Source organism: Sphingomonas sp. Y38-1Y, from assembly GCF_032391395.1.
Taxonomy (GTDB): domain Bacteria; phylum Pseudomonadota; class Alphaproteobacteria; order Sphingomonadales; family Sphingomonadaceae; genus Sphingomonas.
Genome location: NZ_CP135916.1, coordinates 2,018,330 through 2,033,420, shown reverse-complemented (window position 1 = coordinate 2,033,420; position 15,091 = coordinate 2,018,330). Strand labels below are relative to the sequence as shown.

The 15,091-nt window shown below is 68.9% G+C and carries 15 protein-coding genes and 1 tRNA gene; 13 read left to right on the top strand and 3 right to left on the bottom strand.

Annotated elements, in window-relative coordinates; all coding sequences use genetic code 11:
* On the bottom strand, positions 1–1,050 hold the full coding sequence (gene pdhA / locus RS883_RS09750; RefSeq protein ID WP_315760012.1) for a pyruvate dehydrogenase (acetyl-transferring) E1 component subunit alpha: 1,050 nt from the start codon (positions 1,048–1,050) through the stop codon (positions 1–3).
* 148 nt (positions 1,051–1,198) lie between these two features.
* Here pdhA and argJ point away from each other — a divergent pair, with 148 nt between their 5' ends.
* The gene (argJ, locus tag RS883_RS09745) at positions 1,199–2,263 is read left to right on the top strand and encodes a bifunctional glutamate N-acetyltransferase/amino-acid acetyltransferase ArgJ (RefSeq protein ID WP_315760011.1); all 1,065 of its coding nucleotides are present in this window, start codon (positions 1,199–1,201) and stop codon (positions 2,261–2,263) included.
* A gap of 181 nt (positions 2,264–2,444) precedes the next feature.
* Here the strand turns inward: argJ and RS883_RS09740 are convergent, their stop codons facing one another.
* On the bottom strand, positions 2,445–2,876 hold the full coding sequence (locus RS883_RS09740; protein WP_315760010.1) for a response regulator: 432 nt from the start codon (positions 2,874–2,876) through the stop codon (positions 2,445–2,447).
* Between the two features lie 130 nt (positions 2,877–3,006).
* Between RS883_RS09740 and RS883_RS09735 the strand changes: the two genes are divergently transcribed.
* The 3 genes from RS883_RS09735 (at position 3,007) to RS883_RS09725 (ending at position 5,150) form a co-directional block, all read left to right on the top strand.
* Positions 3,007–4,317 carry a pseudouridine synthase gene (locus RS883_RS09735; RefSeq protein ID WP_315760009.1) on the top strand — a complete coding sequence of 437 codons (1,311 nt, stop codon included), beginning with the start codon at positions 3,007–3,009 and terminating at the stop codon, positions 4,315–4,317.
* On the top strand, positions 4,317–4,856 hold the full coding sequence (gene rsmD, locus RS883_RS09730) for a 16S rRNA (guanine(966)-N(2))-methyltransferase RsmD (protein WP_315760008.1): 540 nt from the start codon (positions 4,317–4,319) through the stop codon (positions 4,854–4,856). The genes RS883_RS09735 and rsmD overlap by 1 nt, the downstream gene beginning before the upstream one ends.
* Before the next feature lie 69 nt (positions 4,857–4,925).
* Positions 4,926–5,150 (top strand): hypothetical protein, encoded by a 225-nt coding sequence (locus RS883_RS09725; protein WP_315760007.1) that lies wholly within the window; start codon positions 4,926–4,928, stop codon positions 5,148–5,150.
* Here the strand turns inward: RS883_RS09725 and RS883_RS09720 are convergent.
* Positions 5,105–6,757: an inorganic phosphate transporter gene (locus RS883_RS09720; RefSeq protein WP_315760006.1), complete on the bottom strand. Its 1,653-nt coding sequence runs from the start codon at positions 6,755–6,757 to the stop codon at positions 5,105–5,107. The genes RS883_RS09725 and RS883_RS09720 overlap by 46 nt on opposite strands.
* Before the next feature lie 180 nt (positions 6,758–6,937).
* On the opposite strand from RS883_RS09720, the gene RS883_RS09715 reads away from it, so the two are divergent.
* The 9 genes from RS883_RS09715 to RS883_RS09675 all read left to right on the top strand — a co-directional run bounded on the left by RS883_RS09715 (position 6,938) and on the right by RS883_RS09675 (position 15,089).
* Positions 6,938–7,879, top strand: a complete 942-nt coding sequence (locus tag RS883_RS09715) for a hypothetical protein (protein ID WP_315760005.1) — start codon at positions 6,938–6,940, stop codon at positions 7,877–7,879.
* 65 nt (positions 7,880–7,944) lie between these two features.
* Positions 7,945–8,607, top strand: a complete 663-nt coding sequence (locus RS883_RS09710) for a DUF6975 family protein (RefSeq protein WP_315760004.1) — start codon at positions 7,945–7,947, stop codon at positions 8,605–8,607.
* A gap of 68 nt (positions 8,608–8,675) precedes the next feature.
* A complete protein-coding gene (locus RS883_RS09705) occupies positions 8,676–9,515 on the top strand; it encodes a MoxR family ATPase (protein ID WP_315765048.1) in 840 nt (279 codons plus the stop codon).
* A gap of 152 nt (positions 9,516–9,667) precedes the next feature.
* Positions 9,668–10,219, top strand: a complete 552-nt coding sequence (locus RS883_RS09700) for a CHAP domain-containing protein (RefSeq protein ID WP_315760003.1) — start codon at positions 9,668–9,670, stop codon at positions 10,217–10,219.
* Between the two features lie 65 nt (positions 10,220–10,284).
* Positions 10,285–11,610, top strand: coding sequence for a hypothetical protein (locus RS883_RS09695; RefSeq protein ID WP_315760002.1), 1,326 nt, complete (start codon positions 10,285–10,287; stop codon positions 11,608–11,610).
* A gap of 21 nt (positions 11,611–11,631) precedes the next feature.
* On the top strand, positions 11,632–12,810 hold the full coding sequence (locus RS883_RS09690) for a vWA domain-containing protein (RefSeq protein ID WP_315760001.1): 1,179 nt from the start codon (positions 11,632–11,634) through the stop codon (positions 12,808–12,810).
* Between the two features lie 188 nt (positions 12,811–12,998).
* Positions 12,999–13,072: transfer RNA gene (locus RS883_RS09685), tRNA-Cys, on the top strand.
* A 154-nt stretch (positions 13,073–13,226) separates the two neighbouring features.
* On the top strand, positions 13,227–13,460 hold the full coding sequence (locus tag RS883_RS09680) for a hypothetical protein (RefSeq protein WP_315760000.1): 234 nt from the start codon (positions 13,227–13,229) through the stop codon (positions 13,458–13,460).
* A gap of 36 nt (positions 13,461–13,496) precedes the next feature.
* The gene (locus tag RS883_RS09675; RefSeq protein WP_315759999.1) at positions 13,497–15,089 is read left to right on the top strand and encodes an NAD(P)/FAD-dependent oxidoreductase; all 1,593 of its coding nucleotides are present in this window, start codon (positions 13,497–13,499) and stop codon (positions 15,087–15,089) included.
* Positions 15,090–15,091: the final 2 nt, after the last annotated feature.

The window sequence follows — 15,091 nt, the reverse complement described above, 5'->3', positions numbered from 1 at the left end:
TCAGTACGTCTCCACCAGCACTTCGGTGTACAGCTCGCCCGTCTCGGGCTCGGGTGCGTTCTCGGCAAAGTCGGCGGCTTCGCCGACCACCTTGCGGATTTCCTGCTCCAGCGGCTTCAGGTCCGCTTCGGTCACGCCCAGCTTCTCCAGCTCGCGCTTCGCCGCCTCGATCGGGTCGGACTTGTCGCGGACCGACTGCACCTCGTCGCGGCTGCGATATTTGGCGGGGTCCGACATCGAGTGGCCGCGATAGCGATAGGTCTTCATCTCGAGGATGATCGGCCCCTTGCCGCCGCGCACCCAGGCAAGCGCTTCCTCCGCCGCACCGCGGCAGGCGAGCACGTCCATGCCATCGACCTGGATGCCGGGGATGCGGAAGCTCTCGCCACGCTTGTAGAGCTGGTCCTCGGACGACGCGCGGTTGACCGACGTGCCCATGGCATACTGGTTGTTCTCGATCACGAAGATGATCGGCAGCTTCCAGAGCTCGGCCATGTTGAAGGCTTCGTACACCTGGCCCTGATTGGCCGCGCCGTCGCCGAAATAGGCCATGCAGACGCCGCCATCCTCGGCGTACTTGTGCTTGAACGCGAGGCCTGCGCCCAGCGACACCTGCGCGCCGACGATGCCGTGGCCGCCATAGAAGCGGTGCTCGGTCGAGAACATGTGCATCGACCCGCCCTTGCCCTTGCTGATGCCGGCGGCGCGGCCGGTCAGCTCGGCCATGATGACCTTGGGATCGATGCCGTAGGCGAGCATGTGGCCGTGGTCGCGATATCCGGTGATGACCGAATCCTTGCCGACCTCCAGCGCCGACTGGAGCCCGACCGCGACCGCTTCCTGGCCGATATAGAGGTGACAGAAGCCGCCGATCAGGCCGAGGCCGTAGAGCTGTCCCGCCTTCTCCTCGAAGCGGCGGATCAGCAGCATCTGCTTGTAGAAGTCGAGCAGCTCCTCCTTCGAGGCTTCGTAGCGCTGGGGCTCGGCGGGGCGCTCACGATTGGTAATCTGGGGATCGCTCTGGGCGCCGCGCGCCGGTGACTTGGCCACGATGATGAAACCTCGTTCCTTGGGGAGCTACAAGCTTGGGCAGGCCTATAGGCGCAACCTTCGAGCGGGTGCAACGCCGTAGCGTCGCGGGGTGTCCCCGCAACCGTCTGCTTGCGTACGATGGTGGGGGTTCGTAGGGCCATGGGCCATGAACCGCTGCCCCTCGCCGGAGGTGGAATGGTGCCGGAAGGCGCTGGTGCTCGGTCGCGCGCGCGCGCTCGTCGTCAATGCGGGCAACGCCAACGCCTTCACCGGCAATCGCGGCCGCGCGGCGGTGGAGGCGATCGCGGCGCGCGTCGCGGGCGCGCTGTCCTGCCAGCCGTCCGACGTCTTTGTGGCTTCCACCGGCGTGATCGGAGTGCCGCTGCCCATCGACAAGGCGGAAGCGGGGTTGGATGCCGCTCTCGCTGCGTCTGTCGCCGGGTGGGAGGACGCCGCCAACGCGATCGCGACCACCGACACATTTGCCAAGGGCGCGTCGGCGACGGCGATCGTCGATGGGCGCACCGTCACGATCAGCGGGATCGTCAAGGGATCGGGCATGATCGCCCCCGACATGGCGACGATGCTGGGCTTCGTCTTCACCGATGCGGCGGTCGATCCAGCGTTCCTGCAAAAGGCGCTGGAGGATGCGAACGAGGCCACCTTCTCCTGCATCACCGTCGACGGCGACACCTCGACCAGCGACACCGTCCTCGCCTTTGCCACCGGAAAGGCCGGCAATCGCGAGCTGAGCCGCGAGGACGATGTCGGCGCGGATGCGTTCCGCGCGGCGCTCGCCGAGGTCTGCCGCGAGCTCGCGCACCTGGTCGTCCGCGACGGTGAGGGCGCATCGAAGTTCATCCGCATCGACGTCGACGGCGCCGAGAGCGATCGCAGCGCCCGCGTGATCGCGATGAGCATCGCCAACTCGCCCCTGGTCAAGACTGCGATCGCCGGCGAAGACGCCAATTGGGGCCGTGTCGTCATGGCGGTCGGCAAGGCCGGTGAACCCGCTGAGCGCGACAAGCTCTCGATCGCGTTCGGCGGAATCGAGGTCGCGCGCGAGGGCCTGGTCGTCGAGGGCTATGACGAGGCACCGGTCGCCGCCCATCTGCGCGGCGACGAGATCGACATTGCGGTGGACCTGAAGCTCGGCGAGGGCCGCGCGACGGTTTGGACCTGCGACCTGACCCACGGCTACATCGCCATCAACGCCGATTATCGGTCCTGAGGGCGATTTACCCTTGGTTCCCCGGCGAAGGCCGGGGTCCAGTTGGGGGACGCTGATGGTGAGCACAGCGCCCTCCAACGAGGGCCTTCCCAACTGGACCCCGGCCCTCGCCGGGGAACCATGATGGGAAAATCGTCGCGCCTCCGGCCCTAGTCTCCCGCCTGCGCGGGAACGCGTCGGCCTAAGCCGCCTGCTGGAACAGGCTGAAGCTCTGCGGCAAACGCTTCGGCGCCTTGCCATCGAGCGTCTTCTCGACCGCATCGATCGCGGTGAGAAGGTCGCGCTGCGGATAGGGCTTGGCGAGGCAGCCTGCCGCCAGCGACCGCGCCTCGCCCGGGCAATTGCCGGTGACAAACAGCACCAGCGCGCCGCGCGATCCGGCCGCCTCCGCCACCGCGATACCGCTGCCGTCGGCCAGGTTGAGGTCGACGAGCACCAGGTCGATCTCCGCCTCGCTCGCCAGGATCATCGCCGCATCGGCCACGCGGTCCAGCGTCGCGACCACCTCGAATCCGGCTTCGCTGAGGTAATGCTCCGTGTCGAACGCGACCAGCGGCTCATCCTCGACGATGAGGATCCGTGCGATGCGCCGCTTTTTGCGTCCGAACAACATGGCCCTGGCGAATTCCCTGACGCGACTCGGGCCTCAAGCCCCCTGTCCGCAGAACATCCTAGGACCGCCGGTCGATCCCGGCGCGAGAATTTTTTGCGGACGGGCGATGGTTGCACTATCAGCCGACCCCGTGTCCAAGCCCACCGAAACGCATCGCATCGCAAAGCTGCTCGCCCGTGCCGGAATCGCGTCGCGGCGAGAGATCGAACGGATGATCGAGGATCGCCGCATCGCCCTGAACGGCGTCGCGATCGAAACGCCCGCGACGATCCTCGCCGACCTGCGCGGCATCACCGTCGATGGCCAGCCGGTCGCCGCGCCAGAGCCGGCGCGCCTGTTCCGCTTCCACAAGCCCGCCGGCGTGCTCACCGCCGAACGCGACTTCAGCGGGCGCAAGACGATCTACGACATGCTGCCGCGGGACATGCCACGCGTCGTCCCCGTCGGCCGCCTCGACCTCAACACCGAAGGGCTCTTGCTCCTCACCACCGACGGCGAACTGAAGCGCGCGCTGGAACTGCCGGCGACGAAGGTCAAGCGCACCTATCGCGCGCGCGCGTTCGGCGAGATCAGCCAGGCGCAGCTCGAGGATCTGATCGAGGGGATCGAGATCGAGGGCGTGCGCTATGGCTCGATCGACGCCAATCTCGAACGTCGCACCGGCGCCAATGTCTGGGTCGAAATGACGCTGACCGAAGGCAAGAACCGGGAGGTCCGCCGCGTCCTCGAACATCTCGGCCTGCGCGTCAGCCGGCTGATCCGGACCAGCTATGGGCCGATCCCGCTCGCGGACATGCCGATCGGCGCGGTCGACGAGGTTCGCCAGCACGACCTGATCCAGTTCCGCCGCGAGCTCAAGCTGCCGGCCGACAAGCGCAGCGACACGCCGCTGGTGACCCGCGCCCGCCCGGTCAGGGTCGAGCGCGAGGAAGTGGCACCCGAGCGCGCGCCGCGTTGGGACGCTGTCGGCGAGCGCCCCCGCCGCGCACCCGGCGCAGTTCGCAAGCGCGAGCAGCCCGAGTTCCTCGAAACCGACCGGCGCCGGCTTCCCGACCGGGCGGCACCAGCGGGCCGCAACGCACCTCGCGCCCGACCGGCCAGTAACGAAACGGCCGAGCCCGCGCGCCCCGTTCGGGGCAAGCCGCGCCGGACCAGCGACAGCAAGTTCGGCAACCCGAAGCCGCGTGCCGAACGACCGCGCAACCCGGGCGAGCGGACCGCCCGCAACGCGGATGGCGAGCGCGCCCCCGGCACGCTGAAGCCTCGCGCGGAAGGCGCCGCCCGGGCCGAGCGTCCCGCCAATCCCCGCGGCGCCGCCGCCCGACCGCAGCGGAATGACCGCGCTGCGCCGACCCGCGGCGATCGCCCGGCCACCGGCACCCGCTCGCCCCGCCCCGGCGGCAAGCCGCGACCCTCCGGGCCGCGCAAGGGGCCGCGCTGATGCGGATCATCGCCGGCACCGATCGCGGCCGCCCGCTGGTCGCGCCCAAGGGTGAAGCCACCCGCCCCACTGCCGATCGCGTTCGCGAGGCGCTGTTCTCCATGCTGCTCAGCCGGGTCGGCAGTTTCGAGGGGCTGGCGGTCGCCGACCTGTTCGCCGGCTCGGGCGCATTGGGACTCGAAGCACTTTCGCGCGGCGCGGCAAGCTGCGTGTTCGTCGAGCAGGATCGCGCTGCGCTCGACGCGCTCAAGACCAATGGCGCCAAGCTCGGCCGCAAGCTCGACGTGCGCGCGCAATCGGTGCTGGCGCTCGGCCCGGTGACGACGCCGCTCGACGTCATCCTGATGGATCCGCCCTATGGAACCGGCGCCGGCATGGTCGCGCTCGACCGGCTGGCACGGCTCGGCTGGGCGGGGCCGGCGACCTGGGTGAGCATTGAGACCGCGAAGGACGAGGTGGTCGAGGTGAAGGGCTTTGCGGTCGATACCTCGCGCAACCACGGCAAGGCACGGCTGACCCTGCTTCGCGCCGAGGGCTGATCCACGTTCAGCCACGGCTCAGGAAAGCCGCTCTAGCCCGGCGCCACGACAGCGTAAGGGAGAGAGAAGATGCGCGAGAACCGCCGCACCGGACGCCTGGCGCTTGCCGTCGCCGCCGCGACGCTAGCCGGCCTCCTCACCGCCTGGGCGGATCCCACGCCCGACCGTATGGACAGCGTGAAGCGCGAGATCACCGCGATGGTCGACGCCGCGCGCAGCAACGCCGGCCCGAAGCTGACTGTCGTCGATCAGGCGTTGCCCGTCGCCCGCACGATCGTCAGCAAGAGCCAGTAGAGCCCGCCCGACAGCGCCATCGCGACCGGGAGCGTCAGGCACCAGGCGAGCGCCATGTTGCGGATCGTCTTGGCCTGAAGCCCCTGTCCGTTGGCGACCGCGGCACCCGCCACGCCCGACGACAGGATATGCGTCGTCGAGACCGGCAGGCCGAAGCGATCGGCAGCGAGGATGGTGCAGGCCGCGACCAGCTCGGCCGAGGCACCCATGCCATAGGTCAGGTGCTGCTTGCCGATCTTCTCGCCCACGGTGACGACGATCCGGCGCCAGCCGACCATCGTGCCCAGGCCCAGCGCCAGCGCGACGGCGATCTTGACCCAGAGCGGGATGTAGCGCGTGCCCTGCTCGAGCTGCTTGGCATAGCCGTCGAGCGCGGCGGTCTCCGCCGCGGTGAAGCGCGCTTCGGCGGACTTGTCCTTGAGCACCAGCTTGGTCGAGTCGAGGACGAGATACATGTCGGCGCGCAGGTTCGGCGTCGCCGCGGCGGGCACCTTGCTCAGCGCACCATATTCGCCGACTCGCGACGACACGTCGCGCGACAGCGTCGCGATCGCGGCATAGGCGTCCGGCGAATTCGCGCGGCGCGCCTGGAGCGCACCGGTCAGGATGTTGCGCGCATTCTCGACCGGCAGCGGCGTCGAGCCGCCCTTGGCCGCGAGCACCGTCGACGCGCGCTCGGCCGACTGGATGAAGGCGGGCGTCGCGCTCTCGGGCATGGTGCGATTGAGCGCATAGGCGGTGGGCGCGCAGCCGATCAGGATGAGCATGATGAGCCCCATCCCCTTCTGCCCGTCGTTCGAGCCGTGGCTGAACGACACCGCGGTGCAGGTGAAGATGAGGAGCGCGCGAATGCCCTTTGGCGGCGGCGCGCTACGCGCGGGCGGCGAATAGAGCGTCGGATTGCGCAGCATCCGCCGCATCACGAACAGCAGCAGGAACGCCGCGACGAAGCCGATCGCCGGCGCCATCGCAAGGCCGGTCAGCACCTTTTGCGCCTGGCTCCAGTCGACGCCGGCGGTCCCCGCCATCGATCCCGATGCCATCAGCTGATTGGCCACGCCGACGCCCAGCACCGAACCGATCAGCGTGTGGCTCGACGAGTTGGGAAGGCCCACATACCAGGTGGCGAGGTTCCACAGCACTGCCGCGAGCAGCAGCGCGAAGATCATCGCATAGCCGGCGTTCGACCCGACGTTGAGGATCAGCTCGACCGGCAGCAGCGTGATGATCGCATAGGCGACCGCGCCCGACGACAGCATCACGCCCAGGAAGTTGAAGAAGCCCGACCACACCACGGCGAAATGCGCGGGCATCGAGTTGGTGTAGATCACCGTCGCCACCGCATTGGCGGTGTCGTGGAACCCGTTCACGAACTCGAAGCCGAGCGCGATCACCAGCGCGAGCGCCAGGAACGCGAACACGCCCAGCGCCAGCGCCTCACCGACCTCCTGCGTGTCGATCAGGACACTCGCGCACGCGTAGACGAACCCGCCGGCAAGCAGCAGCAGGAACAGGATGCGAGCGATCGGATGGTGGCTTCGGCCCAGATCGGGACCTCCACCGACGGGACTGAGCGGATCGGCAGGATCAAGTGCGGCGGTAGCCATGTCCGGCGCCCTGTCCCACCGATATGACCGATTTATGACATGGGTCGGTCGCTCGTCGATTCGTTATCCTGCTACCGATCGCATCCGTTCCGGTGAGAGACAGCGCCAGCCGCACAGGATTCGATCCGGTCCGGATCCAACCCGTTCCGGAGCCCGCATCTTTGCGGCAGCACCGCCGAGATGAGCGAAGTCGATCGTCTGGCCGTCGGCCCCGAAGCGTGCGTCACCGCCTCCGAGCTCGTCCGCCAGTTCGGACTGTGGCAGGAGCGCGCGCTCCAGCAGCCCGTGTTCGTGCTGCGACGCGGCCGGCCGAGCCTCGTCCTCACCTCGCTCGACCTGATGCGCAGGCTGTGTGCCCCGCATGAGGCGGCGGCAGACACCTCGCTGGCCGCGCTGCTGCTCGATGCGATGCGCGAGCTCGTGCTCGTCGTCGATGCCGGCGGCCGGATCGAGCAGCTCAATCGCGCGGCGCGCATCGCCTTCGGCGCCAACCTGGCGGGCGTCGGCCATCCGTTGTCGCGCCCCTTCAACGAGGCAGTGGCGCGCTATCTTCTCGACCTCGCCGAACGGACGCGGCGGACCGGCGCACCCGAGCAGGCCGAGATCGCGGTGCGCGAGCGGCGCTACCGCGTGGTGATCGTCCCTTATGTCGACGGCGCGCTGATCGTCGCCGACGATGTCAGCGCCGATGACGAGGGCGAGGCGCTGGCGACACGCCTCGCCGCGTTCGAGGAAGCGATCGATCGGTTGGGCGACGTCGCCTGGGCACGCCTCAACCTGCGCGGCTATGTCGAGGCGGCGAGTGCGTCGCTTGCCCGGATCACCGGCATCGAACGCACCATGCTTCAGGCGGTGCGCTTCGTCACGCTGCTCGGCACCGCCGCGCGCCCGATCGCTGGCGAGGCGATCGAGGGCGTGATCGCCGACGGCGCGCCGCGCACACTGGCCGCCGCTCCAGCTTCGAGAGGGCGGGCAGCGCGTCATTCGCCTGGCAATGACGGCCGAACGATCGCGCAGCGGCGTCGAGCGGATCATCGTCATGATCCGCGCCGAGCCGATCGTTCCCGGACCCAATGCATCGTAAATACCTTCTCAACCACGTCTTTACGTCTCTCGGTATAGGGTTGCGGCGTAGGCGTGATGCGGTGCCGGGTGCCGGCGGCGACAATCGACAAGAAGGGGAATCAATGTCGGCAAACACGATACGCGCGATCGGATCGGGCGGGGCGGCGGGCGCCGTTTCGGCGCTGGTGGGCGCCGACGGTACCGCGACGCATCCGCACGCCCGTTCGCTGCTGAGCCCCGCCGCGCCGATGCGCGACCTGTCGGATGCGCTGCATATCGTCTGCATGCTCCACGGCCGGTTCCCGGGGGTGTTCGACCATGCGTTGTCCCATGGTCAGCCCGATCCGGTCATCCCCTGGCTGGAGCTTGCCGCCAACGGCTTCGCCGAGGAGCGTGACCGCATCGCCGCGCTCGTTTCCGCCGCCGGGCCGCTGCCGAGCACGCCGGGCCAAGCCGAGAGCGAGGCCGCGGTGTCGGCACAGCGTCACGCGCTCGACACGCTGGTGCAATCGGATCGTGTCGGCTGCGCGATCGGCGCCGCCGCGGCGATGCTGATCGACTGGATCGCCGTGCGTGCCTTTCTTGATCGCGCGGCCGAGCGGCTCGGGCTCGACCCTGCCCCCGACCAGCTACCCGACCCGATCGCCACCGTCACCGCGCTCGACAGCGTGACCGTCACACCGGGCGCCGAGCGCGCCGCGCTGTTCGGCGCGCAGCAATTCCTCGCGCAGCAGCGCGGCCTGTGGGACCTGCTCGAGGCTCGCGCGAGCGCCCGCAACGCCTGAACGGAAGCGCTTGCGGGCACCCCGTCGCCGCCATAATCGCTGAGCGCACAAGGCGCGAAAGGATGGCGATGCGGTTTGAGGGTACCAGCGACTATGTCGCCACCGATGATCTGAAGGTCGCGGTCAACGCCGCGGTCAGGCTGCGCCGGCCGCTCCTCGTCAAGGGTGAGCCCGGGACCGGCAAAACCGTCCTCGCGCACGAGATCGCCCGCGCGGTCGGCGCGCCGCTGATTGAGTGGCACATCAAGTCGACGACCAAGGCGCAGCAGGGCCTCTACGAATATGACGCGGTGGCGCGGCTGCGGGACGGACAGCTCGGCGACCCGCGGGTCCACGAGATCGCCAACTATATTCGCCGCGGCAAATTGTGGGAGGCCTTTACCAGCCCGCAGCTTCCCGTCCTCCTGATCGACGAGATCGACAAGGCCGATATCGAGTTCCCCAACGACCTGCTCCAGGAGCTCGATCGAATGAGCTTCGACGTCTATGAGACGGGCGAGCGCGTCACCGCCGCCGAGCGGCCGATCGTCGTCATTACGTCGAACAACGAGAAGGAGCTGCCCGACGCGTTCCTGCGCCGCTGCTTCTTCCACTATATCCGCTTTCCCGATCGCGGGACGATGCAGGCGATCCTCGACGTCCACTTTCCCGGCATCCAGACGCTGCTCGTCAACCGCGCGCTCGATATCTTCTATGAGTTGCGCGACGTACCCGGGCTCAAGAAGAAGCCGTCGACCAGCGAACTGATCGACTGGCTCAAGCTATTGCTGGCCGAGGACATGCCGTTGGAGGTGCTGCAATCACGCGACTCGCGCCAGGCGATCCCGCCGCTTGCGGGTGCGCTCATCAAGAACGAAGCCGATGTGATGCTGTTCGAACGGCTCGCCTTCATGGCGCGGCGCGGCTGAATTCTGCGGGGTTGCACGAACGCCGCCAAAGTTCCCTAACAGCAGAGAAAAAGAAGCCGAGCAACGTTTACGCGGCTTTAACCGACGCCCTCAACTAATCCGCCACGGCGCTTGCGTAAACTGCATGTTGTGGTGTTGGGGGCCTGATAGCGATGCGTATCCTCGCGTTTGTCGTCTGTGTTCTGGCGGCGATGTTTGCTGCGGTTCAGTCCAAGGCGAACATCATCGAACAATATAATGGCCAGTGCGTGCCGTTCGCGCGCTCGGTTTCCGGCATCCAGATTTGGGGCGATGCCTGGACCTGGTGGGACCAGGCCAAGGGTCGCTATGATCGCGGCCGCAAGCCCAAGGTGGGCTCGGTCCTGGTCTTCGCGCAGACCGATCAGCTGCGCTTGGGCCATGTCGCGGTCGTCAGCCGCATCGTCGAGGACCGCGTCCTCATGCTCACCCACGCGAACTGGTCGCGCTTCGGCGGCAAGCGTGGGCGCGCCGAGCAGGACGTGACGCTGTTCGACGTGTCCGACCGGGGCGACTGGAGCAAGGTTCGCGTCTGGTACCGCGACAATGGCGGGCTGGGCGGCAGCACCTATGCCACCTACGGCTTCATCTATCCCGCAACGGGCGGCGGCACGCGGGCGATGCCCGAACTGAGCAGCTCGGCGCCCGATTATGTCGGCTCGCTGATCGACGCCTATGCGCGATGACCTCCCGATCGTGAGGACCGCGAACTAACGCGGACTTAACCATCGTTGGCGCACACGTACGCGCGATGGCCCTGCCCCGCTCCACGCAGATCGCGATCCTTGCCGCGGCGCTGGCAGCGCTCGGCGTGCGGATCGGCGCGGCGCAGGGCGGGCTCTGGCTGGACGAGGCGTGGTCGGCGGTGTTCGCGCGCGACGCGGGCACGGCGATCGGCGTGCTGCGGATCGGCCACGACAACAACCACGTCCTGAACAGCTGGTGGATCCAGCTCGTCGGCTGGCCAGCGTCGCCGCTCGCGATGCGCGCGCTGTCGATCGTGAGTGGGACCGCCGCCGTCCCGGTCGCCGCGGCGATCGCGGCGCGGCGCAGCCCGCTCGGCGCCGCGCTTGCCGCGTGGCTGTTCGCGCTGTCGCCGATCCTCATCACCTATGGCTCGGAAGCGCGCGGCTATGCGCCGATGCTGCTGGCCCTGCTCTCCGCGATCCTGATGATCGGGCGCAGCCTCGACGCGCCGTCGCGGCCTGTACCGACGATCGGCATCGCGCTGGCGTTCGGCATCGGCACGCTCGCGCAGCTGACGATGCTGTTCGCACTGCCGGCACTACTCGGCTGGGTGCTGTGGGCGCGCCGATCGCCGGCTGCAACGTTTCGGCTACTCGGCCCCGGCCTGCTCGCGGCCGGCGCGGCCGCGGCGGCGACGCTGGCCGGTGGGATGACGATCGGGAGCTATTCGCCCTTTACCGTCGACGCGTGGTTCGACGCGCTGGGCGAGCTCGTCCGCTACACGCTGGCGATCGGCTGGCTGCCCAAGCCGCTGCTGCCGATCGTGACCGCCATCGGCATCTTCGCGCTCGTCATCGCCCGCGCCGCCGACCATCGTGCCGTCCTGATCGCGCTGGCCGTCATCGCCTTCCCGCTCGCCGTTGCCATGCTCGGCGTCGGCAACAGCGGCCTGGCGCGCTATTACCTGATCGCTGCCGCCGTCCTGCTCCTCGCCATCGCCGACGCGCCCCGCGCCGCCGCGCTGCCGATCGCGATCGTCGTGCTGGCGGGCAGCGTGCTCGGCGACCTGGACCTGATCCGCAACCAGCGCGGCAACCCCGCCGCCGCGATCCGGGCGATGAAGCAGACGCATCCGCAAGGCGGGACCTACGCCGTCGAGGCCGAGCGCGACGCCGCGGTGATCGACGTCGCCGCTGCCCAGGCCCGCTATCCCGCGCGGCTCATCGAATCGCTTTGCCCCGCCGCCGATTTCCTCTTCGTCGCGCGTGACGGATCGGCGCCTTTCCCCGACCGACCGGCGCGGTGCGGCGGCGACTATCGCATGGTCGCCGGCGCCGACACCACCGGCCTGTCCGGCAATCACTGGCGCCTCTACTTGCGCGCACGCTGAGCCTTCGCCACACCCGCGGCCATGTTCATCGGCTTCGTCGAGGCGCTCCGCGCCGCGGGCATCCCCGCCAGCCTCAAGGAGCATCTCCTGCTGCTCGAGGCGCTCGATGCCGAGGTGATCGACCGCGATTCCGAGCAATTCTACTATCTCGCCCGCGCCGTGTTCGTGAAGGACGAGGGGCTGGTCGACCGTTTCGATCGCGTCTTTGCCCATGTCTTCCGCGGTCTGTCCGCCCCCGCCGACGAGCGCAAGGCCATCCCCGAGGAATGGCTGCGCGCCGTCGCCGAGAAGTATCTTTCGCCCGAGGAGATGGCGCGCGTTCAGGCGCTCGGCTCCTGGGACGAGATCATGGACACGCTGCGCCAGCGATTGGAGGAGCAGGAGGGCCGGCACCAGGGCGGCAGCAAGTGGATCGGCATCGGCGGCACCAGCCCCTTCGGCAATGGCGGCTATAACCCGGAGGGCGTGCGGATCGGCGGCGAGGGTCGTCAGGGCCGCGCGATCAAGGTCTGGGACAAGCGCGAGTTCGTCAATCTCGACAACACGCGTGAGCTCGGCACGCGCAACATCAAGCTGGCGCTCCGCCGCCTGCGCCGCTTCGCGCGCGAGGGGGCAGCCGACGAGCTCGACCTAGACGCCACGATCGCCGGCACCGCACGCCAGGGCTGGCTCGACGTCCGGATGCGGCCGGAGCGACACAATGCGGTCAAGCTGCTCCTCTTCCTCGACGTCGGCGGGTCGATGGACCCGTTCATCCGCCTGGTCGAGGAGCTGTTCTCCGCCGCCACCGCGGAGTTCCGGCATCTCGAATTCTTCTACTTCCACAATTGCGTGTACGAGGGCGTGTGGAAGGACAATCGCCGCCGCCACGCCGAGCGCACGCCGACGCGCGAGATCCTCAACCGCTTTGGCCCCGACTATCGCCTGATCTTCGTCGGCGACGCGTCGATGAGCCCGTACGAGCTGTCCCAGCCCGGCGGATCGGTTGAGCATTTCAACGAGGAAGCGGGGCTCGTCTGGCTCCAGCGCATGACCGAGACCTGGGTCTCGGCCGCATGGCTCAACCCGGTGCCGGAAGCCTATTGGGGCCACACCCAGTCGATCGGTCTGATCCGCCGCGCGCTGGGCGACCGGATGTACCCGCTGACGCTCGGCGGCATCGACGAGGCGATGCGGACGCTGTCCAAGAAGCGCGCCTAGCAATCCTCCCCTGCAAGGGGAGGGGGACCGCCGCGAAGCGGTGGTGGAGGGGTATGGCCGCAAGCGGGACGTCCGAGGCAACTACCCCTCCGTCAGCCTTCGGCTGCCACCTCCCCCTCCGGGGGAGGATCTTGCCCCGTTGACTTTACCCCCGCACCACTCCATCAGCCCGTCCCTCACCACGCCGAGGCCCGATGGCGGAGTGGTTACGCAGAGGACTGCAAATCCTTGCACGCCGGTTCGATTCCGGCTCGGGCCTCCAGCGTTGCTGATCCAGGTTGCGACGAAGCGTTCTACACTGTCGATGTGTTGCCGCCGCGCCACGGCACGCGCCAAACCGCTCCAATCGCTCCGCTCCCGGAACAAACCACGATTCTACCGTGTTACGGTTTCAGGACATCATGGGAGCACGGAAGATGCAGCTGGGAAGTCTGCCCTTCAGTCCCGCGGGCGCGGGGTATCGGATCGCCTATCACCTGCACGAGGCGAACCACTGCCCGGGCTGTGGCCGGTCGCACTGGCTGGTCGGGCGGCTGACCGCCGAATGCGCCTATTGCGCGACCGCGCTGCCGATCCGCACGGGGCAGACCACCGGCACCGGACTGTTCCGATCGCAGGGGCGGCCGGCCTTCGTCCCCCTCGCCGCCTGATTGACGCCCCCTCGCCGCCGGGGCACCACCGGTGGCATGGAACGCTACGACGCGCTGGTGATCGGCGCGGGACATAACGGCCTCGTCTGCGCCTTCTATCTCGCGCGCGCCGGGCTGAGCGTGAAGATCGTCGAGGCGCGGGGCGTCATCGGCGGCGCCGCCGTCACCGAAAGCTTCCACCCCGGCTTCCGCAACTCGACCGCAAGCTACACCGTCAGCCTGCTGCAGCCGCGCATCATCGCCGACATGCGGCTCCACGATCGCGGCCTTCGCATCGTCGAGCGGCCGCTCGCCAACTTCCTCCCCCTGCCCGATGGCCGCAGCCTCAGCATCGGTGGCGGCATGGCCGCGACCCAGGCCGAGTTCGCCAAATTCTCGGTCCGCGATGCCGAGCGGCTACCCGCTTATTACGAGGCGGTCGAGCGTGTCGCCGACCTGCTCCGCGACCTGGCGCTCCGCCCGCCGCCGGGCGCCCGCTCGATCGGCGAGGCGCTGTCGCTGGCGATGCGCGCCCGCCGCCTGGATGCCGCCGCCCAGCGCGACGCGCTTGCGCTGTTCACCCGAAGCGCGCGCGAGTTCCTGGACGGCTGGTTCGAGAGCGACCCGGTGCAGGCCGCGTTCGGATTCGATGCGGTCGTCGGCAACCATGCCGGCCCCGACACGCCGGGCAGCGCCTATGTCCTCCTCCATCATGTCTTTGGCGAGGTGAACGGCACGCGCGGCGCTTGGGGCCATGCGATCGGCGGCATGGGTGCGATCACGGAAGCGATGGCGACCGCCTGCCGCGATGCCGGCGTGAGCATCGAGCTGGAGGCGCCGGTCGCCCGCGTGCTGACCGACAAGGGCCGCGCCGCCGGTGTCCGCCTGGCCGACGGCCGGGACATCGCCGCGACCCGCGTCGTCGCCAATCTCGGCCCCAAGCCGCTATTCGAGCGGCTGGTCGACCCCTCCGACCTCGACGCGGATTTTCGCGCGCGCGTCGCCGGCTATGCGGTCGGCTCGGGCAGCTTTCGTATGAACGTCGCGCTCAGCGAGCTGCCGCGTTTCACCGCCATGCCAGAGTCCGGCCCGCATCTCTCCGCCGGCATCATCATGGCGCCCAGCCTAGGCTATATGGAGCGCGCCTTCGCCGACTCGAAGGCGTTTGGTTGGTCGCGCGCGCCGATCGTCGAGATGCTGATCCCCTCGACGCTGGACGACAGCCTCGCCCCGCCCGGCGGGCACGTCGCCAGCCTGTTCTGCCAGCAGTTCAACCCTGTCCTCCCCGATGGCCGAAGCTGGGACGACGCCCGCGAAGCCGCGGCCGACACCATCCTCGATACCATCGAAGGCTACGCGCCCGGCTTTCGCGCCAGCGTGATCGCGCGCCAGATCCACTCGCCGCTCGACCTCGAACGCAAGTTCGGGCTGGCGGGCGGCGACATCTTCCACGGCCGGATGTCGCTCGATCAGCTCTGGGCGGCGCGGCCAGTGCTGGGGCATGGCCGCTATCGGATGCCGATCGCCGGCCTCTATCTCTGCGGCGCCGGCGCGCATCCGGGCGGCGGCGTCACCGGCGCGCCCGGCCACAACGCCGCGCGCGCGATCCTCGCCGACCGGGGCTTGGCGGCCCGCCTTCGCCTGCGCTAGGC